We start from the raw sequence: 22,715 nt of genomic DNA, 5'->3' as shown, positions 1-22,715 counted from the left end.
GCCTTAAATAGCACCGCTTAAAAAGTTTTTTACAACCTCATCAGCAGTTGTACCATGTTTTTGTCTGATTTTTTTTACCTTTAAACCTATGGATTCTAAAGCTTCTTTCATATTTTCACCAACAGCCTGTACTAAAATAATGTCACAATCTTTTAAAGCCTCTACATCTTTTCTATGAGAATTTGTATGCTCCTCATGTTCCATTTCTGAATGCTTATGTTCTTCATTGTGTCTGTGCGCATGATGTCCACCGTCGTGATGCTTATTTGGTACCAAATCAACCATTTTGTCATCATCATATATTGCAAAATAAGCACTTTGCCCTGTTCTTTTTACTATGGTTTGTTTGTCTTCATCTACTGCTAAAACTATTTTCATCAATATTCCTTATAATTATTATAATGTTATATTGGAATCATATAGAACATATGTGCATAATGTCAAGTCTCCTTAGCAATCCACTTACTTAATGTTTCAATATCATCATTGCTTATCTTTTCACCAAATGCCGGCATTATCGCATTTCTGTAACCTTTCCACTTTTTAGCAGAACCGTTTTTAATGCTTTGTGCTATCTGCGTAATATTTTCCTTGTATCTTTTAGCAATTTTATTAAAAGATGGTCCCACTAAATCTTTGTTTATTTTATGACAAGACAGACAGTTATGTTTTAAAGCAATTCTTTTTCCTTTTGGCATTGCATTCAACCTGTTTTGCAAATCTTGTGCTGCTGTCAAATTTTTTATTGTAAAATGTTCAAACATATATTCAGCAATCGCTTCAAGTTCATCTTGCGTGACTTTACCTTTTTGCGAAGGCATTACTCCATAAGTTCTTAAGCTCTCTTTATCACAAAAAGATTTTGAAGCACTTGGATTCACAACATAGTCTTTTACAAATTCTACAGCTTTTGGAATCTTGTCACTCTCACTACTTGCTTTTATAAAATCTTTTATATGAAATGCAACCGCCATCATCGGCGGTGCTTTTTCATCCTGAAAAGTTTTTGGAGGCAGGTCAGTATTGTGACACTTGCTACATTTTTGCTCTAAAAGTTGTTTACCGTTAAGATTTGAATGAGATTTTGGTTCACATGCAGTAAAAAACAGTATACTAATTAAAAATATATATCTATACATTAATTATCCTTATGATTTTCATAAGTATTATATATCATTTTTGTAAATATTAAAAGCGTCTTCTCTTGCAGAACAGACCATATTTCAATAAATGTGATATAAATGTGATATATGAAAATGAAATATATGTTATAATTTAAACTTAAAATTATTATAACTATGAAAAGGATGTTGGAAAATGAATAGACTGATAAGTATTTTTGCGTTTTCTTTGCTGTTACATGTATCAGCGTCAGCGACCGAGGCATTGACACTAGATCAAGCACTACAGCTTTTGAAAGCAAAAAATCTGGAAATTAAGGCAGCCAAATTTGATGAACGCTCTGCAGAAGAGGATATTGATGCAGTGTCAGGGAAAAACTGGGGAACACTGACATTTATACAAGATGTGGCACGTTCAAATGATGCGGGAAATGTCTTTGGATTTAAACTGACTTCGCGTGAGGCAACTTTTGGGGATTTTGGTGCTGAAGAATTTATGACGAATTTAAACAATGGCGTAAATCCATATATTACACCTCCACAAAATCTAAACTATCCGGGTTACCGAAACTTTTTTCAGAGCAAACTCAAATATGAAGTGCCTCTTTTTACAGGATTTATGCTCAGTTCTTACACTGACATTATGCAAAAAGTCAAAGAACTGAAATCTTTGGACAAACACAAAATAGAAAAACAGAAAAAATATGAACTTAAAAAAAGCTTTTATGATATGGCACTGCTTGATTCTTCTATAAAAAATCTCAATAAAATTCTGGACAATATCCATATATTGGAAGAGACAACAAAAGAGATGATAGCGGTAGGCTATGCTAAAAAAGTAGATTTGCTTGAAGTACAGGCAAAAAAGGGAAATGTTGAAAGACTCTTGGTACAGATGCAGTCCAACAAAAAACTGTTATACCACTACATCAGTTTTTTACTCAATCAAAAAATTGAACATATTCAGACACCTGCAACAGAAGTGCGCATGCCACATATAAGTGATGAAGAGATTTTAGCGCGCAATATTGACCTGCAAAAAGCGGCAACAGGACTCAAAATCACAAAAGATATGCTTAAGGTCTCTCAGGCAGCCTACTATCCGACGCTTGGAGCTTTTGGAGAAGTCTCCACTGCGGACAATAGCTTTTTAGGAAATGCCGACGAACACAAAGCCTATACCATAGGTGCACGCCTGAGCTGGAACCTTTTTGACGGCGGAATCGATGCGGCAAAAATCGAAAAATCAAAAATCGAAAAACTTAAAATGCAGTCACAGCTGGAACTTGCAAAACAGGGAATTCTTTTAAAAATTGCAAAAATCCGGACACAGATAGAAGGGGTTGATGTCGAAATTGCCTCACTGAAAAAAGAACTGGAACTTGCAAATGCCATTTATGAAAATTATGAAGGCAGATATAAAGAAAAACTTGTTTCCATGAGTGATGTTATCATAAAACAGTCTGCACAGATTGAAAAGATACTGCAGCTGCAGATAGCAAAGAACAAAAGAACAGAAAAAATACTTGCACTTGAAAAATTAGCAAACGGAGAAGACTAACATGAAAAAACTACTACTATTACTGGCACTGGGCGTTTCACTTTTAGCGGAGAGTTTAACACTTTCGGGAAGTGTGATTTCGGATAATCAGAAGATGATCACAAGCCGATTTATGGGTTTTGTTACCAATGTAAACACAAGCGAAGGGGAAAAGGTAAAAAAAGGCCAAATTCTTTATAGTATAGATTCACGTGAAATTGACTCGGCAAAACGTCAGGCAGAGCTTTCACTGCAAATGTATCAGAACCAGTACACAAATGTCAAACTGAACCTGGAACGCTACAAGAGACTGCTGAAAAAAGATATGGTCTCAAAATATGAAGTGGAAAATATGGAACTTGCGGCAAAAAATCTGCAGGATATGATAAACATAGCCAAAGCAAGACTCCAGGAAGTGGAAAATCAATACAAATACTTACATGTAAAGGCTCCAAACGACGGTGTTGTTGTTGCCAAAAACATCAAAGTCGGAGAGATGGCAATGCCCGGTATGCCTGCAATTGTGCTTTCGGATTTGAGTGATTTAAAAATTTCGGCAGAGATTGCGGAAAGTAATTTAAATCTCATTCATCACGGGAAAAAAGTAAAAGTGGAGATTCCTTCTGTCGGTGTCAAAACAATCGGAACGATTACGGCGATCATTCCAAATTCCAATCCGATGACGCACACATTTAAAATCAAAGTATCATTCAAGACACTGAACAAATCAGTCTACCCTGGTATGTATGCCACTGTAACCATTGACTAAAAGGGGAAAAATATGAATCATCATAAGCCATATACACCTAAAGATGTCGCGGGAAAACTGGCAAAAACATTTTTAAGAAACCCTCTGACCTCTGTTTTGGGAATTTCACTGCTTGTTATCGGTTACCTCGCCTTAATGATTATGCCTCGTGAAGAAAATCCGCAAATGGTTGTCAGTGGATCTACCGTCATAGTAGCTCTGCCGGGTGCCAATGCCAAAGAGGTAGAAAAAATCATAGTCAAACCCTTAGAACGAAAGCTCAAAGAGATTAAAGGGGTAGAACACATTTACGGCACGGCTATGGACAATGTCGGGATTGTCAATGCAGCCTTTTATATCGGAGAGAAGAAAGAAGATTCAAACCTCAAAATCTACGACAAAATCATGCAAAATGCCGACATGTTTCCAAAAGGGGCCATGAAACCGATTATCAAGCCTTTGGATATTGACATTGACATTCCCATTGTAAGTGTTGCCTTTTATTCCCATGACAAAAACATGTCTCAAACAGAACTCTATGACAAAGTCAAGCAAATCCAGCACCATATAAACGGTTTGAACAATGTTGCCGTTACAGCACTCAAAGGCGGTCACAAACACCAGTTCAACATAGAAGTGGATTTGAACAAACTCTCAGGCTATAACCTTTCTATGGGACAAATCACACAGGCTGTACAGGCAGTTTCCTATAATGTACCTGCGATTAAAAACAAAACAAAAGAGAATGAAATTGTAATGGTTGGCGTAAAAAATGCCATAGAAGATGCAAAAGATGTCGGAGACATCATTGTTGCACAGTATATGGGTTCTCCAATTTATTTGAGACAGGTTGCAAAAGTGACAAACTCTTATGATATTCAAAACTTCAAATCGGCACTTATCAGCAAACGAGAAAAAAACGGAAAATTTATGCCTTTTGAAAACCAGGTGACACTTACAGTCTCAAAACTGCAGGGAACGAATGCCGTCATTATTGCAGATGAAGTCAAAAAAGAACTGCAAAACTACAAAAGCGAACTGGACAAAAAAGGCATCAGTTATGTCATTACCAGAAATGACGGAGAACGTGCAAATGATGCAGTAAACGAACTTGTAATGCACCTGGTTTTATCTATTGTAATTATCGCGATTCTTCTTATATTTGTACTTGGCTGGAGAGAATCACTCATCGTAACCTTTACGGTTCCTGCAATTTTGGCAATTACTCTGTTTGTAGCCTATTTGAGCGGTCAGACCATTAACCGTATTACTCTTTTTGCATTTTTGCTTTCTTTGGGGCTTTTGGTTGATGCTGCTATTATTGTTATTGAAAATATTCACAGACACTACCATTCTGTCGAATCTGCCCATGAAAGCAATGATGAAATTATGATCAAGGCAACAGATGAAATCGGTGCACCGACAAATATCGCCACACTTGCCATCATCATGACAATGGTGCCTATGGCATTTGTCGGAGGCATGATGGGACAGTTTATGAAACCTATTCCTGAGAATGTTCCCGTAGCACTCATTGCTTCGCTCTTTGTAGCTTATATATTTACACCTTACCTTGCCGTGAGAATTTTAAAACGACCAAAACATGACAAAGGAGCGCATTAATGTTTAAGAAATTTGAAAAACTTGTACTGCAAGGCATACAAAGTTCTGCGCAGAGAAAATTGATACTTATCGGTACATTAATAGCATTTATCATCTCTATTTTAATGATAGCACCGACTGAAATTGTCAAAGCAAAGATGTTGCCGGGAAAAAACAATGATACTTTTACCATCTATGTGAAACTGCCAACAGGCAGTTCGATACAACAGACCCAGCAAGTGACACAATGTGTCAGCAGTTATATTACTCAAGAAAAAGAAGTGCGTGATACCGAAGTATTTTTAGGCATGGGTGCACCTCTTGATTTTGCCGGACTTATTAAAGGCAGTCAGTTTAAAAACTCTGAAAATGTTGCAGAAATTGTCGTAAATATCACAAAAAAACATGACAGAGAAGAGCCTTCTTATTTGATGGTACAGCGTCTGCGTCCTGTTATTCAAGATGCTTGTGAAAAACTCTATCCAAATACACATATCTCTTTTGTAGAACCGCCTGCCGGTCCTCCGACACTCTCGGCTATTGTTGCTGAAATATACGGTGACAATGCACAGGGCATAAGAAAGCTGGCAAAACGTGTTGAAAAAGTTTTTCAAAATACACAGGGGCTTGTTGACATTGACATTATGGAAGATGATATATACGATAGTTTTGAAATAATTGTCCATACAACAAAAATCGCAAAATCAGGTCTCACTGTCAAGCAACTCAACAATATTTTATACCTTGCTTTTGAAGGGATGGATATATCTGTAAAAAATTCAGACAAATACAGCGATCAGATTCCTCTCTTTTTACGCCTGTCGGACTCTTCAAGAAGATTTAGCAAAAAAGATTTGGATTCTGTAAAAGCAAAACTGGCTTCACTCAAACTCATGAACAACAAAGGCATGATGGTACCTGTCACGGAACTTGTTACCGTAATTCCTAAAAAATCAAATCCGATGATCATGAGTAAGGATTTGCACCAGATGACCAATGTTTTAGCCGAAACCGATATGGTTTCTCAGGTTTATCCTCTGCTTGATGCAAGAAATACAATTATCAACAGTTTTGGTGATGAATACAAAGTCGAAAAAACAGGTCTGTTTGATTTGCAACTCACAGACAAAGCAACAGGAAAAGTCTATAAACTCATTTGGGACGGTGAAATGAAAGTCACAATGGATACGTTTAGAGACTTGGGCGGTGCTTTTATTGCGGCTCTTATCCTTATCTTTTTACTGATGGTTATCTATTATAAAAGTTATACACTCAGCGGTATCATTCTTTTAGGTTCTTTTCTTTCTATCATCGGTGTCATATTCGGTCACTGGATTATGGATATTTTCACGGCAGACACCTTCTTTTTAACGGCAACATCCCTTATCGGATTTATTGCTTTAATCGGAATCAGTTCGCGTAACTCTTTACTGCTTATAGACTTTACAAAATCACTCATGAGTGAAAAGGGAATGCACAAGGCCGAAGCAATCGCCTATGCAAGTGCGACACGGGCAAAACCTATTTTCCTGACAGCCATCGCCATTATGCTCGCTTCTACACTGCTTGCAAAAGATGCCGTCTTTGGAGGACTCGGTGTTGCTCTTATATTTGGTACGGTAGCGGCAGTGGTGGCTTCACTTATCGTAGTCCCTGTTCTGCTTTACATGTCAGACTTGGAAAGCCATTTCCATTTCCATGAGAAAAAAGCCGTTTCAGTTGAAGATCCTGTCTAATTAGACAGGATTATCAGCCTTTTTTCTATAAAAAGGTTTGAAAATCCAAACTTTTTTTCTATCCACTCAAAGGTCTTTTTTGTATAAAAAAAGACATGGGTCGGATCATTTTTATAATACCACGAAGAAAATTCTACACGTTCATCATACATATCAGTCATTAAATACAATTTTGCTTTTTCTTTTAACATGGATTTTAAAAGTGTAAACTCTTTTGCGGGACGGTAAAAATGCTCTATCACCTCACACGAAGCAATATAATCGTATTTGTTTTCCAAAAGCGCTTTGTTTGGATGAAAATATGGATCATAAGGACTTATATCATAACCTTTTTCCTGCATGACCTTTGTAATGATTTGTGAGGTTCCTGCCCCAAAATCAAGTCCTTTTGCCTTTTTTGAAAAGTCTTTTTCAATATTTGCGGTAATGGGAGAAACAAACTTTCGATACCCTGCATCTTCGGTATTATCATCATGGAGTTCATAACGTTCTTTTTCGCTTTGTGCATCCGGCAAGTCTGTTTCATCAACAAATATTCCATGACAGACCTTACATGCAAAGTACCTTTGATTCTCTTCGTATAGCAAACCTGCACTGTTTTGGCATAAGGGACATATTTTCTTCATGCCTAATCTTAGTCTATTAGGCTTTAATAAGTAATAAATAGATAAAATCTCATTACTAAAGTTTTCGGAGCCTAGGTTTTGGCCTTTAAAGACATATAGCCCAGACTAAAGTCTCAATAACATTCGGAACCGGCACTGAAGTACCGGTTCCCAAAGGGATACTGAACTTAAATGACATTAAAAGGAACTTTTTGCTTAATTTGCCGAATTTATTAGCATCTTTGCGTATTCTCATTGCGCCTGTGATGTTTTGGATTATACTCAATCCCCAAATTTTTACCGACAACGGGTTTGATATAACATGGAACTACTATTTTGCCTCGCTTTTGTTTGTTTTGGCATCTGTGACTGATTTTTTTGACGGCTATATCGCAAGAGAGTGGAATCAAATGACAATGCTCGGTGCCATCCTTGACCCGCTTGCCGACAAGATGCTTACACTCGCCGCATTTTTGGGGCTTATGGTTATGGGAGATGCTTCTCCCTGGGCAATTTACATCATTATAGTTCGTGAGCTTTTCATCACAGGACTTCGTACTGTTGCTGTAAGCGAAAACATAAGCGTCAAAGCTTCCTGGTCCGGAAAAGTAAAAACAGTGGCACAGATGATAGTCATAGGCTTTTTACTGATGCACTGGCCATATGGAGCGGCACTTCTTTGGTTTGCCGTATTTTTAACTGTTTATTCGGGCCTGGAGTATCTTTGGGGATTTAAACAAGCGATTGTAAAGGAGCACAAAGCATGAGTTGGATCGTTTCACTTTTAGTCCTCTCCGGACTTATATTTTTCCATGAGCTTGGGCATTTTACCGTAGCACGTCTTATGGGTGTCTATGTAGAAGTATTTAGCATAGGTTTTGGAAAACGTCTTTTTACTTTTCGGGCTTTTGACACAGAGTGGAGTATTTCAGCCATTCCTCTTGGCGGCTATGTCAAGATGAAAGGTCAAGACGATGCGGACCCGAGTAAAAAAAGTTACGATGCAGACAGCTACAATACAAAAACGCCTCTGCAAAAGATTTTAATTCTTCTGGCGGGTCCTGCGGCAAATTTTGTGCTTGCATTTATACTCTATTTTATTATAGCACTTGGCAATCCTCAGGTTTTAGCCCCTGTTGTAGGAACGGTTATCAAAGACTCCCCTGCCTATGTCGCGGGTCTTGAGTCCAATGATACCATTATGAGTATAAACGGCAAAAAAATCACTAGCTGGAAAGAGATGGCACAAATGATTGCAGAGGCAAAAGGCTCTGTTGCACTGCAGGTGGACAGAAACGGCTACCTGAAACTCATAACACTCAAACCAAAACTGCAAACCGCCAAAAACATGTACGGAGAAGATGTCAAACGCAAAATGATAGGCATATCGGCTGCGGGTGTCATGCATGAACAAGAACTCGACTTCGCAGACAAATTAAAATATGCCACCGATCAGACTGTTTTTGCCTCTACTTTGATTTTTACCGGTTTGAAAAAACTCGTGATGGGGGATGTCCCGGCTTCTGAAATGGGCGGAGTTATCTCCATTGTCAAACTCACCTCCGATGCAACGGCAGTAGGCTGGATGAGTGTTTTGTTTTTTGCGGCATTGATTTCTGTAAACCTCGGGGTACTGAACCTGCTCCCTATTCCGGCACTTGACGGCGGACATATCATGTTTAATTTATATGAACTCCTCTTTAGACGAGAACCAAGCGAAAAAATAGTCATTAACCTGACAATAGCCGGCTGGGTCATACTCTTTGGTCTGATGGGACTTGGAATTTTTAACGATATTAACAGATTGGTAGGATAATAAAATGGACGAAATAGAGTACAAATTATATATAGATGATGTTATCAGACGGGTTGAGACGGCACGTCTAAAGGTAAGTGAACACCATATAGTAAAAATTGTTGCTGTGAGCAAATACTCAACGGCTGATGAGATAAAAAGACTTTACCATATCGGTCAGCGTGCTTTTGGAGAGAATAAGGTACAGGATTTAAAAGCAAAAGCAAAAGAGCTTGAAGAATTGCCGCTTGAATGGCATTTTATAGGCAATCTGCAAAAAAACAAAATCAACAACCTTTTAGATATTAATCCAAGTCTTTTTCAGGCACTTGATTCATTGGAACTTGCCCATGAACTGCAAAAAAGACTTCTGGCAAAAGAGATGACGCTTGAGTGCCTTTTGCAAATCAATTCAGCAAAAGAAGAGAGCAAGCACGGTGTTATGCCTGAGGATGCCATAGAAACCTACAAGCAGATTATGCAGGAGTGTCCGAACATACACCTTAAAGGTGTTATGAGCATAGGCGCACACAGTGATGATGAGCAGCTTGTAAGAAAAAGTTTTGAGACGACCCATGCAATCTATGAGCAGCTTCCAAATGCAACAATCTGTTCTATGGGAATGAGCCAGGATTTTGAGCTCGCTATTGAGTGCGGGTCAAATATGGTTCGCCTTGGCTCCATTATGTTTCCCAAGTAAGTTTTTTATCTAATCTAATTATAATTATTATAAGATATACTTTTAGCAAAATTATAATTAGGATTAGCTGATGACAAAAACAAATTTTATGGATAAGTATCCCGTCTTTTCATTACATGTAAAGAAAAATGAAACAAGTTTCAAAAATGCAGATGAAATTATTGCATATTTTCAAGAACGCATACAAGAACACCCTGTAGCTACTTTTATAGCGATTTTCGATCACTATCAACACACATCCTCATTACAGGACGCTACTATTGCCCCTGAAATCAAAGATGCAAAAAACATTGTATTTTGTTTTGGCAAACAGCTGCCAAATGCTAAAATGCTTGCAGTGCGTCCCAGAAGCATAGGTGTTTGTGAATTGGATGACAGTTTTGAGATCAGTTTTTTAGAAGTTCCAAATGAACAACTCCAAAACGTTGTTTATGAATGGGTACAGGCACTAAAAACTCAAGCCTAGTTTACTCTTCTCTTAAAGCGTACCGCGTGAGAGCGTGGATTTTGTATCAGCTCTTTTTGGTACGCTATCATTGCATGAAACGGTTTTAAAAAACCGGCTAACTGTTCTTCTTTAATCTGCTCTATTTTCCACTCCTGCAACAACTCCAAAACAACCAAAGTCGATTCTATTGTAGAGAGATAATTTTCATCCGGCTGTATTTTTATTTGATATTGTGACGTTTTTGTCGTTGTAAAGCTCATGTGTTTGAGTTTTTGCAGGTTTTTACTTTGTGTAAACATCTTTTTTGTACAGCTCCACGTAGAATCTATCAAAAAAATCGCCAGAGGCTTTTGGCTTCTTTTTGGATTTGCAGTTGTCAGGTTCACAGCATCTTCTGAGGGAAAAAGTATATAACTCTCATGTGTGGCAATGATCTCATTAATTCTGGTGTTACATGTAAAGTCTATGCCGACAAAAAGTTCAGAATTGTCAAGACTCTGATGCGTGAAGTGCCCTGTATTGTTTTTGACCTTTTTAAACTCTTTGGGGTGCATCAAAATGACAAATTTTGTTTGTGTCTGTATATGCTCAAAATGCCCGCACATGCAGGAACTTTTGGGTCTGTAACACTTATAACATTTTTCTCTATCGCCCATAAGTACCTCTCTATAGATAACCCCAAATTCAGCAAAGAACAAATAGTTCTAGTGCTAGGCAGATTTCTGCAGGACTAACTGGTTAATCCAAAGGAATCTAACGACGCAACAGGGCTATTTGCTCTTTGCCCGAAGGGAAGTTTAAAAAGAGAGCTACTGCTTCGTTAAAAATCCTTGAAGCTACTAGTAGCTCCTACGAATCTTTGCCTTACATTAGCCCTCTTTTTAAGCTTCTGAAACTGGGGTTATCTATAGAGAAGTACTTTAATAAGTTTTCATTAATGCAATTATACTAAAATTACAGAATGATTGAACCAGAGAATAAAAAACATTATGATGTCATCGTTGTCGGAAGCGGTGCAGCCGGAATCATTGCAGCAATAGTTGCGGCACGTGAAGGCAAAAAAGTCCTCCTTTTGGAAAAGCTCTCAAAAATAGCTTCCAAACTAAAAGCCACAGGCGGTGGCAGATGCAATCTTACAAACACCCTTTCAAATGAAGATTTCATGGCACGTTTTGGAAGAGAGGGGCGTTTTATGCAAGATGCACTCAAAGCCTTTGACAACAAAGCTCTCGTCACTTTTATGGATGAAATCGGTGTAGAGACCCATGCCCCTGACGGATTTAGAATTTTTCCCACATCACACTCTTCTACCACCATCATTGCCGGGCTCCAAAAAGAGATGCTCAGACTCGGCGTCAGCGTTACATGTAACCAAAGAGCCACAAGGCTTTTGGCAACCGGCAATCACATAGACGGGGTTAAAACACAAACAGATATCTTTTATGCACCCAATGTCATCATCGCAACCGGTGGGCTTGGTTACCCTGTGCTTGGTGCTGAGGGTGACGGCTACAATCTTGCCAGTGAAATCGGGCATAAAGTAACCGATCTCTCCCCTGCCATGATGCCCTTAAAAACAAAAGAGAGCTGGGTCAAAAACTGTCGGGCTGACACCATTGCCAAGGTTGAACTGCGTGTCAATCTGAAAAAACATAAAAAATTGCGGGCAAAGGGTGATTTGATTTTTACAAACTCCGGCATACGAGGACCCGTTGTGCTTGATTTTGCCAGAGAAGTCACACCGCTTTTAAAAAAATACGGTGAAGTGCCACTGCTGTTGAATCTGACAAAAGGAAAAAATGAGGAACAGATACGCGAACATTTTAAAAAAGAGAGTGCAAAAGAAAATATGACAAACATCTTGCAACTGCTCAAAACTCTTTTACCGGAAGCACTTGGCCTTGAGCTGTGCCGATTAGCAGACATAGAGCCAGACACACCATACAAAAAACTCGAAGGGAAAAAACGAGACAGACTTATTTCACTCTTGGCATGGACACCCCTCACCGTTACAGGACATGACGGCTTCAAAATGGCAATGATAACAAGAGGCGGCATCTCCCTCAAAGAGATCAATCCTAAAACAATGCAGAGTAAGATTATGGACGGTTTGTATTTTTGCGGCGAGGTTATGAACCTTGACGGTCCCTGCGGAGGCTACAACCTGCAATGGTCATTTGCCAGCGGCTTTCTTGCAGGCAAACTTTTAAAATAAAAAAGCTTAACTTAATGACAGTGAGGTTGAAACCCAGGTTTCAAGAAAGTATCGAAAATACAAACTTTACTTTTTTTGAGTCTGCCATAGTGGTTTTACCAGAGCACACTCCCAACCGTCATATTTTCCATTATAAGCTTCACTTACATCTATAAGTTCCACAGTCAAAGCATCTATGTCATAATAAAAGGGCTTGTCTTTTCTGTAAAAAGAAATACCGTACATTGTTTCATCTCTAAAAGGCACTTCACTTCTTTTTTGCTCTGCAAATCCCATCTCCTGAATTTTTTGCACAAATCCTTCTCTGTCATCATTACATGTAAAGTAGCTTTTATGTTCTATTGCCCTTGCCTGATGAAGGTCATCGCCTTGTTCTTTAAGATTGTCGCAGGCATGATGGTTGGTGATGATCTGCCACTCTTTTACAGTCGGAAAGAGAAGTTTTTGATAAACCTCCCATTCGCTGTCTATGCGTGATCCAAACTCATAGCTATACTCAGGAAAATGTTTCATCGCATCTTCGACTGTATTTTTCCATTCAAAATCCATTTTCAGAGCATAAATAAAATTTACTGCACCCTGTGTAATAATACGTCCTATATATTTTCCGTTGCGATACCGCAAAGACTCCATCTCCAGCCTGTCTTCTATAAATCCGACATCATCACCCTCTTGTTCCCAAACCAGACCGTCCTCTTTTGGATTATTCAGTTTTACTTTGACAAATCCTACATACATGTACTCTTCATCCGGCACGCTGTCTGCCACACCAGCATTCAATGACACCATCGCCGCATGCCCGTCCATAGGCTTCATATACGCTTCCCAATACTCTTGCATCTCTACTCCATTTCCAAACTCATAAGGAACATATCTTCCCCGTCTGTTACATTGACATCAACCGAACCACAACTTTGACAACAGTAGTGAATTTTTTCAAGTTCACTGACTTCTTCACAACTGTTGCACTTTATCCTGAGCGGCTGAATGTTCATGACAAACTCCGCACCGTCGGCTATGGTCTTTTCCTTAAAGGTATTAAACGCAACCTCAAGAAGATGCGCTTCTATACCGCTCATGACACCGATTTTTACAATGATTTTTGTTACTTTTGTTGCTTCATTTTCTTCGGCAATATTTTCAATCTGTTCCAATAGTGCCTGGACTACACTGTACTCATGCATTTGCTTTTCCTGAATGATTATTCGTTATTGTAGCTTTTAGTCGCTGTGGTGTTTCTAAAGGGCATATTTTATAGACAAATTCATAGCGTTTTTTATGAAAAGAGCTGCCTTCTTCCCAAAATTCCGGGTACATCACTGCTATTTCTTCTTCACGATGATGCTCTATCTGTTTTTTATGTGATTCTATGTATTCCTCTTTGTCCCATAAAAAATCTTCTAATTTTTCCTCATCACAAATAAGTTCCAAACAAAAATTTTCAAGTTCTTTTCTATACTCTTTGTGAGCAAAAAGTTTGTCCGCCAAACCTGTCTCTTTTGCTTTGCCTGCACTCAAAGGCAGACACTCCTCTAAAATCTTCTCAGCATACTCTTTACCGACCCGCTTTGGTAAGCTGTAGGTGTGATACTCACTGCCACTGAGACGCAATGTTTTGTAGTGAGGATTAAGCACAACCCCTTCTTTTACCACAACATAATCACAGGCAAGTGCCAAAAAAACACCGCCTGCTCCCGCATTTTTATGAAGAGAAGCTACAGTGACTACATCATCGGCAAACAAAACACTTTTTACCAAATCATTCATTGCATTGATATTGCTCCAGCCGTCTTCGCCGTTTTTCTTGCTGTCTTGTAAAATATTCAGATGAATGCCATTACTGAAAAAATCCTCTCCGCCCATCAGCACAACAATTTTCACCTGCTCTTTAATATATTCAAAAGCATATTTTAATTTCATACACTTGTCACTGCTGAAGGCACCGTTGTGAAAATTGAAATACAAATATGCCACTTCTTCTTTTATATCACAGCTTATTTCATAAAAAGTTTTATAACTTTTGTCAAAAATCAAAGGCAGTCTTTGCTCTTTGACACCTTGTAATCGCTCTTTTAAAACATAGGTGGCAGGAAGTTTGAAACGGTTTGGCTCTTTGAGATGGGTAATCCAGACCGCTCCGTCAACAGTTCCCAGACAGATGGCACCGTCTCGTTTGGCAAGAATCTCTTTTGGTTTACCTCTTAGTTTTTCCTCTCTCCATGCTCCGTACAGGTAACATTCTACTCCTAAAAGTTCATCTTTTACTCCAGGATGAGAATCACTCATATATATTTTTTTTAGAATTTTCTGTGTTGTGTCTTTCTGCCAGTCAATCGCTCTGTCTTTTTGAGACAGAGCCTGATGCATCGGTAAATTTAACTGCGATGTAAACTTTTTGCTCTGTATATTTTTTAAAAAACCGTCAAGCATACTGTAAAAAGTTGTTATGACTTCATTTCTGTATATACTTGCTTTGTAAGCTTGCCGCATCCCAAAATTTTGTGTAATGACAACATCACCACTGTCAAATTCTCCATTTGCTTTAAGAACAGTAACTCCCCACTCTTTTTTGTCAAGCCTGATGGCATTATCTATCGCATACGCCCCTCTGTCACCCAGTACACCAGGATGGACAATGTAAGTATCGATGTTTTCATAAATCTCTTTGGGTACAAACTTCTTTAAAAACGGACACAAAATAAAATCGGGGCCAAAACAAAAAACCTCATCTATCATCTGTTGTTCATTGATGGCAAATACCACATCAACACTGTACTTTCTGTCTTTAAAGTAAGTATATGCCACCTGTGTCAAGGAATTAAAGGCACTGACAAGAAGAGTAATTTTCATTTAAAAAAACTTATGACTTCAACTTAAGCGGAATTTTGTAAAACTGTTCTATCGCTTTTTTTCCCAAATACCCGAGTATTCCATCTACTTTTACAAATGATGCTGTTGCAATGGCAAATTTTCCTCCAAGGGCTATGGCCAGACCGTAAATTTTTATGTTTGCTTTGATAAGCGGTTTTTGTTTGATTGTACGGAGGATATTTTTTGCAGCGATGACTCCGCTTTGTTCTGCGGTTTGTGCGGTTTGCGGTAACGGTTCACCTGTTTTGTCTTTTAAAAATGCACAATCCCCGATAGCAAATATATGTTCATCTACTCGCAGATACTCATCGACCTTTAAAAGATTTTTCTCTTTTTCAAAGCCAAGATTTTTTATAAATTCACTTACTTCGAGTCCAATGGCTACAACCCCAAAATCAAACTCTATAAGCTCATCCTCAAGGTGCAAGCTGTTTGCTTCAACTTTTTGTACCATTTTTTGCAGTATGCGTATGCCGCTGTTTTGTAAAGTTTGCAGTGCTTTTTTTCTGGAGTGTTCATCAAGTTCACTCAAAAAAGCATCTGCAATCAAAGAGATTTGTATCTCCTGTGCCAAATTTGATTTTAAAAGATAATTTTGCATCTCAGCAGCAATCTCAACACCACTCGAACCGCCGCCGATAACAACTATGTTCGTATTTTTTTTCTCTTTTTTGAGATGTTTTACGATGGTGTCCTCAAAAGATTGTTTCAAATGCAAAGCATTTGAGAGATTTTTAACTTCAAAAAGATGATCATTTTTAAAAATAGAAGGAAGCAGTGTCTTTACCCCTACTGCTATTATGAGATAGTCAAAAAAATATTCTCCTTCTTTACATGTAACCCTATGTGTATCCACCTTGAAAACTTCATCCTGGATAAAACAAAAATTTTTATCTATCCCTTTGACAAGACTGTCCAAAGGGATGATGATATCATCCAAAGAACTGTTCAATGCAACAAGATTATAACTTTCTGTCTGCAGATAATGATAGCGGTTTTTATCTATCAGCGTTACCTCGATGTTTTCATTGTTGGCCAAAGTTTCCAGTGTTTTGATACCGCCATAGCCACCACCGAGAATAATAACTCTTTTTTTTCTGTTCATCTGTTACCTTCTGCTGTATTCCTGTATATGTTCAAGTCGTGCTTCTATAGGAGGGTGTGAGGCAAAAAAACTTCCTAAAAATCCGACTATTCCAAATGCTCTGTAATCATCACTGAGTGCCAATTCTTCTTTTGGAATACGCCCTAATTTCGCCAGTGCATAGTATATTCCCTGTGGTCCGCTCAAGTCAACAGCCCCTTCATCTGCACGATACTCTCTGTGTCTTGAGTACCACATCAGTATAGCAGTAGCAAACAGAGAAAAAATCATCTCTAAGGCAAAACTTATCGCAAAATACATCATATGGTTTGTATTGCCGTTTCTGTCCCGCGCAACCATAGAAGCAAGTAAACGGGAGATAAATATGACAAAAGTATTCAAAACCCCCTGCATAAGTGTCATCGTAACCATATCACCATTTTTTATATGGCTTATCTCATGTGCAAGAACGCCCTCTATTTCATCTTTGTCCATACTCTCAATAAGTCCGGTACTCACAGCAACAAGAGAATTGTTTTTATCCCAGCCTGTTGCAAACGCATTCGGTGGTGCATCAAATATACCAACTTCCGGCATACCTATATTTGCCTCAACTGAAAGCTTGTGAATTGTACCCAAAAGCCACTCTTCAAAACTGTTTTGCGGTGTATCTATCAGCTCCACACCCATGCCTCTGACAGCCATCCATTTTGACATAAAAAGAGAAATAAAACTTCCACCAAAACCAAAAAGTGCAGCCATCATAAAAAGCCCACTCATACTCTGTTGATCAATATAAATACCAAAAAAACTGCTTAGAATAAAAAGTGCTACATACAGTGATGCCATAACAGCCAGGTTCATTACTATTAACATGATTAAAGACATAGTTTTCCCTTTATAAAAAAATTATAATTTATTGTAGCTTCTTTTTTTATGCTCTTTTGCTACATAAGTAGCTTAAGCGCGCCTCTGAAAACCCTTAACAGATACGGGGCAAAAGTTCCCCTGTAGGGGTATCTAAAAACCTTTTTGTTCCGTACGGGCTTAACAATATAACTTTTTGACTGTATTGTTGGGTGACACTGGCAATTGTAACAGCATTTTTGGAATTTTCAAAACCATGCAGTATATCAAGTGCTTTTTGCTCATCTTCTTTTTTCACTGCCAAAACAAAAGTACCTTCATTTGCAAGGTTGAGTGCTTCAAACCCCAACATCTCGCATACTCCGTTTACCTCTTGCGAAACAGGAACAGCATCTTCTTGCACTTCTATACAGATATTGGATTGTTTTGCCCATTCATTCAGTACGGCACTGACTCCGCCACGCGTTGCATCCCGCATAGCAGTCACTTTCACACCTGCATCGAGCAAAGCCTGCACCTGATGGGTCAGTGATGCACAATCACTCTCTAAAGCAGTTGAGAGTTCTATTCCCTCACGAGCACAAAAGATGGTTGCACCATGACACCCAATATCACGACTCAGTAAAATAACATCATCAGTTGTGATATTGTTGGAGCTTATCCCTTTTTTTTGGATTTCTCCTATTCCTGTTATATTGATAAAGATTTTGTCAACACTGCCACGGGGAACAACTTTTGTATCACCGCTGACAACTACAGCACCATTGACTTCAAGCTCTTTTTTCATACTGCGCACTATTTTTTCAAGTTCACGGGTTGAAAACCCCTCTTCTATAATAACACTGCATGTAAGATATTTCGGCTTTGCACCCATCATGGCAAGATCGTTACATGTACCGCATACAGCCAGCTTTCCTATGTCTGCTCCCGGAAAAAAAAGAGGGCTTACCGTAAAACTGTCTGTAGAAAATGCAAGTTCACCGCCATGTATCACCGCGGCATCTTCACTTTTTTGCAATATCTCATTTTTAAACGCTTTGTAAAAAATTTTGGAGATAAGCTCGTTGTTCTCTTCTCCGCCATTACCCATGGCCAAAGTTATCTGTTTGTTCATAATAGATTTCCATATTTATAATACGCCGCACAGGCACCTTCACTGCTGACCATACAGCTGCCAAGCGGTGTCTGCGGTTTGCAGGCTGTACCAAAGATCGTACATTCGTTTGGTTTTGCCATTCCTCGAAGTATATCACCGCAGATACAAAGCTTATGGTCTTCTATCTCCTCTTTTGGTAAAATATCAGCATAAATATGTTCCGCATCAAGATAAGCATACTCGTCTTTGAGTCTGTATCCGCTATCGGGAATATTTCCAAGTCCCCGCCATTTAAAAAGAGAGGCTTTTTCAAAATACTTCTCTATAAGTGCCTGTGCTTTTTTATTGCCGTCATACGAAACGAGTCGTTTGTACTCCACTTCAAGTTCGCATCTGCCTTCATTGAACTGTCTGACTATCATCAAGATAGCTTCCATGACATCGACCGGCTCAAACCCTGCAACCACTACAGGTCTGTTATACTTTTTTGGGAATTTTTCGTAAATTTTACTTCCCGTTATAACGCTTACATGTGAAGGCCCCAAAAAAGCATCAATTCTGTTGTTATAGCTGTCTACATGTTCATCTCTGCTGTCTATAAGCTCCACCATGACTTCAGGAACCGTGACATGGTTGATATGAAAGAAAATGTTTTTTATCTCTTTTTTAATAACAATATCTATAAGTGAAGTTGTCATAGGCGTTGTTGTCTCAAAACCGATGGCAAAAAAGATTATTTTTTTATCCGGATTTTCCTGAGCAATTTTGAGTGTATCAAGCGGAGAATAGACAAAACGCACATCCGCACCTTTTGCACGAGCATCCTGCAGACTGCCGTGGCTTCCGGGTACTTTTATCATATCACCGAGTGTTACCAAAATCGTATCATCAAGCTCTGCCAATATGTAGGCATGATCAATCCGCTCTTTTGGCATAATACATACAGGACATCCCGGTCCGTGGATAAAGTTTATATTTTTTGGCAGAAGCTGCGGGAGACCAAATTTCATGATAGAGTGTGTATGACCGCCACAGACTTCCATGATATTAACCGGTTTTGGAAGTTTTTTTGCCTCTTCGTTTATAAGTTTTGCAAAACCCTCGATTACCTCAGGATTTCGAAAACCGTCATACAGATCTTTTAACTGGAGTTGGCTCATTTTATGCACCTCTGTTTGGACAGTTATCATCCTCTTCAACCAAAGAACGCCGCTCTTCCTCATCAAGTTTTTCTAAAATTTCATTGTAAACTCTGAGTGATTCGAGGGCATCCTCTTCATCTATTTTGTTCATAATGAAACCGATATGCAATAATACATAATCACCGATTTGTACATCATCTTCTTCCATAAGTTCGAGTCCTGCCTCTCTTGTGATACCCATAGTATCAACAACCGCAACATTACGCTCTTTGTCTATCTTTACTACTTTGCTTGGTATTGATAAGCACATATTACCCTCTCATCTTTCTTTTAAACTCTATCCAGTCTATCACTTTTTCAACGGAGGCTTTGTCTTTGATATTTACTTCCAAAATATCTACATTTGGCTTGATTTTTCGTGCTTCATTTTTTTCATGTTCCACATCATACTCAAAATGCTCAAGCAAATCCGTTTTTGTAATAAGTATCAAATCAGCCTGACGAAACATTACAGGATATTTTTCTATCTTGTCGCTCCCCTCAGGAACCGAAACAAGGACAATATTCAGATGTGTACCGACATCATAAGATGCAGGACAGACAAGATTGCCGACATTTTCCACAAAACAGACATCAATCTCCTCAAGAGGCATTTCATGCAGACCCTTATGTACCATAAAAGCATCCAAATGACAGGCACTGCCTGTTTGAATCTGATATGCCGGTATCCCTTTTGCTTTAATCCGCTCAGCATCTCTGCTTGTTTCCAAATCACCCTCGATGACTCCAAACTTAAAATCAGCCATATCAGCCATATTTTCCAAAAGTGTCGTTTTTCCGCTTCCCGGGCTGCTCATCAGATTAATACTCAAGACATTGTGTTTATCAAAATGGGCACGGTTATGTCCTGCTTCATGATTGTTTTTATCTAAAATTTTTGTAATGACACTAATCGTTTTAGAATCATTGAGCTGTGGGTTATGATGCAGTGTTTCATGTGCTGCCTGGTGTTCATGGCTATGGTCGTGATGATGGTGATGCCCATCTCCTAAAGTTGTTCCTGTTATACTGCATCCGCAATCTGCACACATGTTTTCTCCTTATCCTAATAACATATCAGCACCTACAAGAACCGATATGAAACCGGCTGTTGTAAAGACTCTTCTTACATTCTTTTTGTTTGTCAAAACTTCTTTGTTGAGATATAAAATAATGCCTCCGAAAGAAACAAACACAATACTTACCCCTGCTATGAAAAAGAGTATCATCTCGAAATTTATACTCTTGTCATGAAGAGCACCAAGAGTAACAAGCATACCTCGTACTCCGCCCATACCCATCAGCGCTCCCATGGTCCATGCTGATGCTGTTTCTATATTTTCGGTATGTGTATGCTCTTTTCCAAAATAGATATGAATATGTTCTTTTCCGTCATGCATATGTTTGTTGAGATGGATTTTGTCCGTATAGACCATATACAAAAGATATATTCCCATTCCGATAATAACAGTTGAAGAGATAATATCTCCATATGCTGTTATTGCCTCAGGCAATCGATACACCTCTAAGATCTTTGCAAACATAAAAAGTGTCAATCCGTGGCCAAATGCAAACATAACTGTAATCATCATGGTTTTTTTCATAGACTTTCCGATAGAAAAATCCGCAATAGCTGTTAAATGGTCAGGCCCAAATGCATGAAGTATCCCGTAATAGAAGATTATCATATATCCTAATTCCATAAAGTTTTATCCTTTAAAAATGAATGTTTATTCAGGTTTAAAAGATTTTATACTATATTATGTAAAAGAAAGCTAAAAAGCAGTATTTCTTATATAATTTTAGAACTTTGGAGTTACAATGCAATGGCAAACCGAATGTTTATATTGCGGTGGTTACATGTATCGTCTGCATTCACACAATATCAAATGTTCACAATGCAAAAAAAAGCTTTCAATAAAAAGAGTAAATACAGTACTTTTTCTGATGGAGGCTTTTTTAGACAACAAAAGTGCTTTAGATGCATCGAAACTGCTGCATATCTCCTATGTCTGTGCAAAAAACTATTATCAGGATTTCAGAATGCTTTGTGCAAATATCAGTGAAGAACATTATATGAAAATAAGAGACAATGCCGTAGAATATGAAGAATATTTTTATCTAGAAAAATCAAAAAAGCATAAAAGCGGTGCCATCTTTGATGCATACAATTTTTTGACTTTTGACTATAATGGATATATTTATACACTTTTAATGCCCTCTTTGCAAAAATATAAAAATCAGTTTCTAGAAGACAACCTTGAAGATACGTATACCAAAGAGTTTAAAAAATTTCAAAGAGCAAGCAAACTCATCCGACTTTCAAACAAAGAAAACAAAATTCTTGATTTTTGGAAATATTTTGAAAAATCGATTCTTGTATATAAAGGTGTTTCCCATAAACTTTTTGACTATTATCTCAAAGAGTTTGAATTTAAATTCAATTATTCAAAAGAAGAAGCTTTAGAACTTCTCATACAAAATTATTTTAAAGAGCAGACATGAAACAATTGGCACTCCTGAGCGTAGGAAACATTTTAGAATTTGATGATGGTGTAGCTGTCTATGCTTCACAATACCTGGAAAAAAACTACACATTTTCTCCGCAGACAGATATTCTCAACGGCGGTGTTGAAGGCATAAATCTCTTAAATCTTTTTATGGAGTATAAACATATCATCATTCTTGATGCCATTGAGATAGATGACAAACCCGGCAGTATCTATCATATACCATCAAATGAGCTTACAGGATATGGTCTCAATTCCGGCGGAGCACATGAAATAGGTGTGTTGCAGTGTTTTGATATTTTAGAACTTATGGGAAAAGAGATCCCTAAATCGAGTATCATCGGTATAGTGCCACAAAAAATTGATGTATGCATAGGATTAAGTATGACTATGCAGGAGACTTTTGGTACATATATTGATACTGTCATTACTGTCTTGCAAAAAGAGGGAATTCAAGTAAGTAAAAATGAACATCCTGTCTCATTGGAAGCTATTATTGAAAGTTTCAAAAATCCTGTAAGCCGATAATGCAGATGCAATAATTTGCTTTGAACTTTGAGGAATTACAGGAGTTGTGGATATATCTTATATTCCTG

At 38.2% G+C, this 22,715-nt stretch carries 25 protein-coding genes; 11 read left to right on the top strand and 14 right to left on the bottom strand.

Annotated features, from left to right (window positions below; genetic code table 11):
• Window positions 1-3 precede the first annotated feature (3 nt).
• Together MLC35_RS04990 and MLC35_RS04985 are read right to left on the bottom strand one after the other, a co-directional pair.
• Window positions 4-378, bottom strand: coding sequence for a NifB/NifX family molybdenum-iron cluster-binding protein (locus MLC35_RS04990; RefSeq protein ID WP_346388650.1), 375 nt, complete (start codon window positions 376-378; stop codon window positions 4-6).
• Window positions 379-440: 62 nt separating this feature from the next.
• Complete coding sequence (locus MLC35_RS04985) at window positions 441-1,139, bottom strand: c-type cytochrome (RefSeq protein ID WP_434638106.1); 699 nt, start codon at window positions 1,137-1,139, stop codon at window positions 441-443.
• Between the two features lie 178 nt (window positions 1,140-1,317).
• Between MLC35_RS04985 and MLC35_RS04980 the strand changes: the two genes are divergently transcribed.
• The 4 genes from MLC35_RS04980 to MLC35_RS04965 are packed head-to-tail and all read left to right on the top strand — an operon-like array spanning window position 1,318 to window position 6,747.
• Window positions 1,318-2,682 carry a TolC family protein gene (locus tag MLC35_RS04980; RefSeq protein ID WP_346388648.1) on the top strand — a complete coding sequence of 455 codons (1,365 nt, stop codon included), beginning with the start codon at window positions 1,318-1,320 and terminating at the stop codon, window positions 2,680-2,682.
• Between the two features lies 1 nt (window position 2,683).
• Window positions 2,684-3,430 carry an efflux RND transporter periplasmic adaptor subunit gene (locus MLC35_RS04975; protein ID WP_346388647.1) on the top strand — a complete coding sequence of 249 codons (747 nt, stop codon included), beginning with the start codon at window positions 2,684-2,686 and terminating at the stop codon, window positions 3,428-3,430.
• 12 nt (window positions 3,431-3,442) lie between these two features.
• Entirely contained in the window at window positions 3,443-5,032 is a 1,590-nt protein-coding gene (locus MLC35_RS04970) for an efflux RND transporter permease subunit (protein ID WP_151900537.1), read from the top strand.
• The gene (locus MLC35_RS04965) at window positions 5,032-6,747 is read left to right on the top strand and encodes an efflux RND transporter permease subunit (protein ID WP_151900538.1); all 1,716 of its coding nucleotides are present in this window, start codon (window positions 5,032-5,034) and stop codon (window positions 6,745-6,747) included. The genes MLC35_RS04970 and MLC35_RS04965 overlap by 1 nt, the downstream gene beginning before the upstream one ends.
• On the opposite strand, the gene MLC35_RS04960 is transcribed toward MLC35_RS04965, so the two are convergent.
• Window positions 6,744-7,373 carry a class I SAM-dependent methyltransferase gene (locus tag MLC35_RS04960; protein ID WP_434638103.1) on the bottom strand — a complete coding sequence of 210 codons (630 nt, stop codon included), beginning with the start codon at window positions 7,371-7,373 and terminating at the stop codon, window positions 6,744-6,746. The two genes, MLC35_RS04965 and MLC35_RS04960, sit on opposite strands and share 4 nt — an antisense overlap.
• Before the next feature lie 191 nt (window positions 7,374-7,564).
• Between MLC35_RS04960 and pgsA the strand changes: the two genes are divergently transcribed.
• The 4 genes from pgsA (at window position 7,565) to MLC35_RS04940 (ending at window position 10,313) form a co-directional block, all read left to right on the top strand.
• Window positions 7,565-8,119, top strand: a complete 555-nt coding sequence (gene pgsA, locus MLC35_RS04955) for a CDP-diacylglycerol--glycerol-3-phosphate 3-phosphatidyltransferase (RefSeq protein ID WP_434638101.1) — start codon at window positions 7,565-7,567, stop codon at window positions 8,117-8,119.
• Window positions 8,116-9,168: an RIP metalloprotease RseP gene (gene rseP, locus MLC35_RS04950; RefSeq protein ID WP_434638099.1), complete on the top strand. Its 1,053-nt coding sequence runs from the start codon at window positions 8,116-8,118 to the stop codon at window positions 9,166-9,168. Before pgsA ends, rseP begins: the two co-directional genes overlap by 4 nt.
• Window positions 9,169-9,172: 4 nt before the next feature.
• On the top strand, window positions 9,173-9,847 hold the full coding sequence (locus MLC35_RS04945; RefSeq protein WP_151900554.1) for a YggS family pyridoxal phosphate-dependent enzyme: 675 nt from the start codon (window positions 9,173-9,175) through the stop codon (window positions 9,845-9,847).
• A gap of 70 nt (window positions 9,848-9,917) precedes the next feature.
• The gene (locus tag MLC35_RS04940; protein WP_434581466.1) at window positions 9,918-10,313 is read left to right on the top strand and encodes a DUF6858 family protein; all 396 of its coding nucleotides are present in this window, start codon (window positions 9,918-9,920) and stop codon (window positions 10,311-10,313) included.
• Here MLC35_RS04940 and MLC35_RS04935 read toward each other — a convergent pair.
• On the bottom strand, window positions 10,310-10,951 hold the full coding sequence (locus MLC35_RS04935; protein ID WP_151900556.1) for a tRNA-uridine aminocarboxypropyltransferase: 642 nt from the start codon (window positions 10,949-10,951) through the stop codon (window positions 10,310-10,312). The two genes, MLC35_RS04940 and MLC35_RS04935, sit on opposite strands and share 4 nt — an antisense overlap.
• A 305-nt stretch (window positions 10,952-11,256) precedes the next feature.
• Between MLC35_RS04935 and MLC35_RS04930 the strand changes: the two genes are divergently transcribed.
• Window positions 11,257-12,510, top strand: coding sequence for an NAD(P)/FAD-dependent oxidoreductase (locus MLC35_RS04930; RefSeq protein WP_434638097.1), 1,254 nt, complete (start codon window positions 11,257-11,259; stop codon window positions 12,508-12,510).
• Between the two features lie 66 nt (window positions 12,511-12,576).
• Here MLC35_RS04930 and MLC35_RS04925 read toward each other — a convergent pair whose 3' ends face one another.
• The 10 genes from MLC35_RS04925 to MLC35_RS04880 all read right to left on the bottom strand — a co-directional run bounded on the left by MLC35_RS04925 (window position 12,577) and on the right by MLC35_RS04880 (window position 21,312).
• The gene (locus MLC35_RS04925) at window positions 12,577-13,350 is read right to left on the bottom strand and encodes a DUF695 domain-containing protein (protein WP_434638095.1); all 774 of its coding nucleotides are present in this window, start codon (window positions 13,348-13,350) and stop codon (window positions 12,577-12,579) included.
• A gap of 2 nt (window positions 13,351-13,352) precedes the next feature.
• On the bottom strand, window positions 13,353-13,694 hold the full coding sequence (hypA, locus tag MLC35_RS04920; protein WP_418641300.1) for a hydrogenase maturation nickel metallochaperone HypA: 342 nt from the start codon (window positions 13,692-13,694) through the stop codon (window positions 13,353-13,355).
• Window positions 13,687-15,360, bottom strand: coding sequence for an enoyl-CoA hydratase-related protein (locus MLC35_RS04915; RefSeq protein ID WP_434638092.1), 1,674 nt, complete (start codon window positions 15,358-15,360; stop codon window positions 13,687-13,689). The genes hypA and MLC35_RS04915 overlap by 8 nt, the downstream gene beginning before the upstream one ends.
• A gap of 10 nt (window positions 15,361-15,370) precedes the next feature.
• Window positions 15,371-16,486 (bottom strand): NAD(P)/FAD-dependent oxidoreductase, encoded by a 1,116-nt coding sequence (locus MLC35_RS04910; RefSeq protein WP_434638090.1) that lies wholly within the window; start codon window positions 16,484-16,486, stop codon window positions 15,371-15,373.
• 3 nt (window positions 16,487-16,489) lie between these two features.
• Window positions 16,490-17,353 carry a protease HtpX gene (gene htpX, locus MLC35_RS04905; protein WP_434638088.1) on the bottom strand — a complete coding sequence of 288 codons (864 nt, stop codon included), beginning with the start codon at window positions 17,351-17,353 and terminating at the stop codon, window positions 16,490-16,492.
• Between the two features lie 94 nt (window positions 17,354-17,447).
• On the bottom strand, window positions 17,448-18,446 hold the full coding sequence (gene hypE, locus MLC35_RS04900) for a hydrogenase expression/formation protein HypE (RefSeq protein ID WP_434638086.1): 999 nt from the start codon (window positions 18,444-18,446) through the stop codon (window positions 17,448-17,450).
• The gene (hypD, locus tag MLC35_RS04895) at window positions 18,443-19,588 is read right to left on the bottom strand and encodes a hydrogenase formation protein HypD (protein ID WP_151900564.1); all 1,146 of its coding nucleotides are present in this window, start codon (window positions 19,586-19,588) and stop codon (window positions 18,443-18,445) included. Before hypD ends, hypE begins: the two co-directional genes overlap by 4 nt.
• A 1-nt stretch (window position 19,589) precedes the next feature.
• Complete coding sequence (locus tag MLC35_RS04890) at window positions 19,590-19,880, bottom strand: HypC/HybG/HupF family hydrogenase formation chaperone (protein WP_151900565.1); 291 nt, start codon at window positions 19,878-19,880, stop codon at window positions 19,590-19,592.
• A 1-nt stretch (window position 19,881) separates the two neighbouring features.
• On the bottom strand, window positions 19,882-20,661 hold the full coding sequence (hypB, locus tag MLC35_RS04885; RefSeq protein ID WP_151900566.1) for a hydrogenase nickel incorporation protein HypB: 780 nt from the start codon (window positions 20,659-20,661) through the stop codon (window positions 19,882-19,884).
• A gap of 9 nt (window positions 20,662-20,670) precedes the next feature.
• Window positions 20,671-21,312, bottom strand: a complete 642-nt coding sequence (locus tag MLC35_RS04880) for a hypothetical protein (protein ID WP_434638084.1) — start codon at window positions 21,310-21,312, stop codon at window positions 20,671-20,673.
• 118 nt (window positions 21,313-21,430) lie between these two features.
• Here MLC35_RS04880 and MLC35_RS04875 point away from each other — a divergent pair, with 118 nt between their 5' ends.
• Together MLC35_RS04875 and MLC35_RS04870 are read left to right on the top strand one after the other, a co-directional pair.
• Window positions 21,431-22,114, top strand: a complete 684-nt coding sequence (locus tag MLC35_RS04875; protein ID WP_434638082.1) for a transposase — start codon at window positions 21,431-21,433, stop codon at window positions 22,112-22,114.
• On the top strand, window positions 22,111-22,647 hold the full coding sequence (locus tag MLC35_RS04870; protein ID WP_434638080.1) for a HyaD/HybD family hydrogenase maturation endopeptidase: 537 nt from the start codon (window positions 22,111-22,113) through the stop codon (window positions 22,645-22,647). The genes MLC35_RS04875 and MLC35_RS04870 overlap by 4 nt, the downstream gene beginning before the upstream one ends.
• The last annotated feature ends 68 nt before the right edge of the window (window positions 22,648-22,715 follow it).

The organism is Sulfurimonas sp. NW7, assembly GCF_051132265.1.
In the GTDB taxonomy this organism is placed as follows: domain Bacteria; phylum Campylobacterota; class Campylobacteria; order Campylobacterales; family Sulfurimonadaceae; genus Sulfurimonas; species Sulfurimonas hydrogeniphila.
This window is presented reverse-complemented; position numbering and strand designations above follow the sequence as displayed.

What these genes read in the sequence shown, in the direction of transcription:
- MLC35_RS04990 (WP_346388650.1), bottom strand. Translation starts at nt 378, where the DNA reads ATGAAAATAGTTTTAGCAGTAGATGAAGACAAACAAACCATAGTAAAA.
- MLC35_RS04985 (WP_434638106.1), bottom strand. Translation starts at nt 1,139, where the DNA reads ATGTATAGATATATATTTTTAATTAGTATACTGTTTTTTACTGCATGT.
- MLC35_RS04980 (WP_346388648.1), top strand. Translation starts at nt 1,318, where the DNA reads ATGAATAGACTGATAAGTATTTTTGCGTTTTCTTTGCTGTTACATGTA.
- MLC35_RS04975 (WP_346388647.1), top strand. Translation starts at nt 2,684, where the DNA reads ATGAAAAAACTACTACTATTACTGGCACTGGGCGTTTCACTTTTAGCG.
- MLC35_RS04970 (WP_151900537.1), top strand. Translation starts at nt 3,443, where the DNA reads ATGAATCATCATAAGCCATATACACCTAAAGATGTCGCGGGAAAACTG.
- MLC35_RS04965 (WP_151900538.1), top strand. Translation starts at nt 5,032, where the DNA reads ATGTTTAAGAAATTTGAAAAACTTGTACTGCAAGGCATACAAAGTTCT.
- MLC35_RS04960 (WP_434638103.1), bottom strand. Translation starts at nt 7,373, where the DNA reads ATGAAGAAAATATGTCCCTTATGCCAAAACAGTGCAGGTTTGCTATAC.
- rseP (WP_434638099.1), top strand. Translation starts at nt 8,116, where the DNA reads ATGAGTTGGATCGTTTCACTTTTAGTCCTCTCCGGACTTATATTTTTC.
- MLC35_RS04945 (WP_151900554.1), top strand. Translation starts at nt 9,173, where the DNA reads ATGGACGAAATAGAGTACAAATTATATATAGATGATGTTATCAGACGG.
- MLC35_RS04940 (WP_434581466.1), top strand. Translation starts at nt 9,918, where the DNA reads ATGACAAAAACAAATTTTATGGATAAGTATCCCGTCTTTTCATTACAT.
- MLC35_RS04935 (WP_151900556.1), bottom strand. Translation starts at nt 10,951, where the DNA reads ATGGGCGATAGAGAAAAATGTTATAAGTGTTACAGACCCAAAAGTTCC.
- MLC35_RS04930 (WP_434638097.1), top strand. Translation starts at nt 11,257, where the DNA reads ATGATTGAACCAGAGAATAAAAAACATTATGATGTCATCGTTGTCGGA.
- MLC35_RS04925 (WP_434638095.1), bottom strand. Translation starts at nt 13,350, where the DNA reads ATGCAAGAGTATTGGGAAGCGTATATGAAGCCTATGGACGGGCATGCG.
- hypA (WP_418641300.1), bottom strand. Translation starts at nt 13,694, where the DNA reads ATGCATGAGTACAGTGTAGTCCAGGCACTATTGGAACAGATTGAAAAT.
- MLC35_RS04915 (WP_434638092.1), bottom strand. Translation starts at nt 15,360, where the DNA reads ATGAAAATTACTCTTCTTGTCAGTGCCTTTAATTCCTTGACACAGGTG.
- MLC35_RS04910 (WP_434638090.1), bottom strand. Translation starts at nt 16,486, where the DNA reads ATGAACAGAAAAAAAAGAGTTATTATTCTCGGTGGTGGCTATGGCGGT.
- htpX (WP_434638088.1), bottom strand. Translation starts at nt 17,353, where the DNA reads ATGTCTTTAATCATGTTAATAGTAATGAACCTGGCTGTTATGGCATCA.
- hypE (WP_434638086.1), bottom strand. Translation starts at nt 18,446, where the DNA reads ATGAACAAACAGATAACTTTGGCCATGGGTAATGGCGGAGAAGAGAAC.
- hypD (WP_151900564.1), bottom strand. Translation starts at nt 19,588, where the DNA reads ATGAGCCAACTCCAGTTAAAAGATCTGTATGACGGTTTTCGAAATCCT.
- MLC35_RS04890 (WP_151900565.1), bottom strand. Translation starts at nt 19,880, where the DNA reads ATGTGCTTATCAATACCAAGCAAAGTAGTAAAGATAGACAAAGAGCGT.
- hypB (WP_151900566.1), bottom strand. Translation starts at nt 20,661, where the DNA reads ATGTGTGCAGATTGCGGATGCAGTATAACAGGAACAACTTTAGGAGAT.
- MLC35_RS04880 (WP_434638084.1), bottom strand. Translation starts at nt 21,312, where the DNA reads ATGGAATTAGGATATATGATAATCTTCTATTACGGGATACTTCATGCA.
- MLC35_RS04875 (WP_434638082.1), top strand. Translation starts at nt 21,431, where the DNA reads ATGCAATGGCAAACCGAATGTTTATATTGCGGTGGTTACATGTATCGT.
- MLC35_RS04870 (WP_434638080.1), top strand. Translation starts at nt 22,111, where the DNA reads ATGAAACAATTGGCACTCCTGAGCGTAGGAAACATTTTAGAATTTGAT.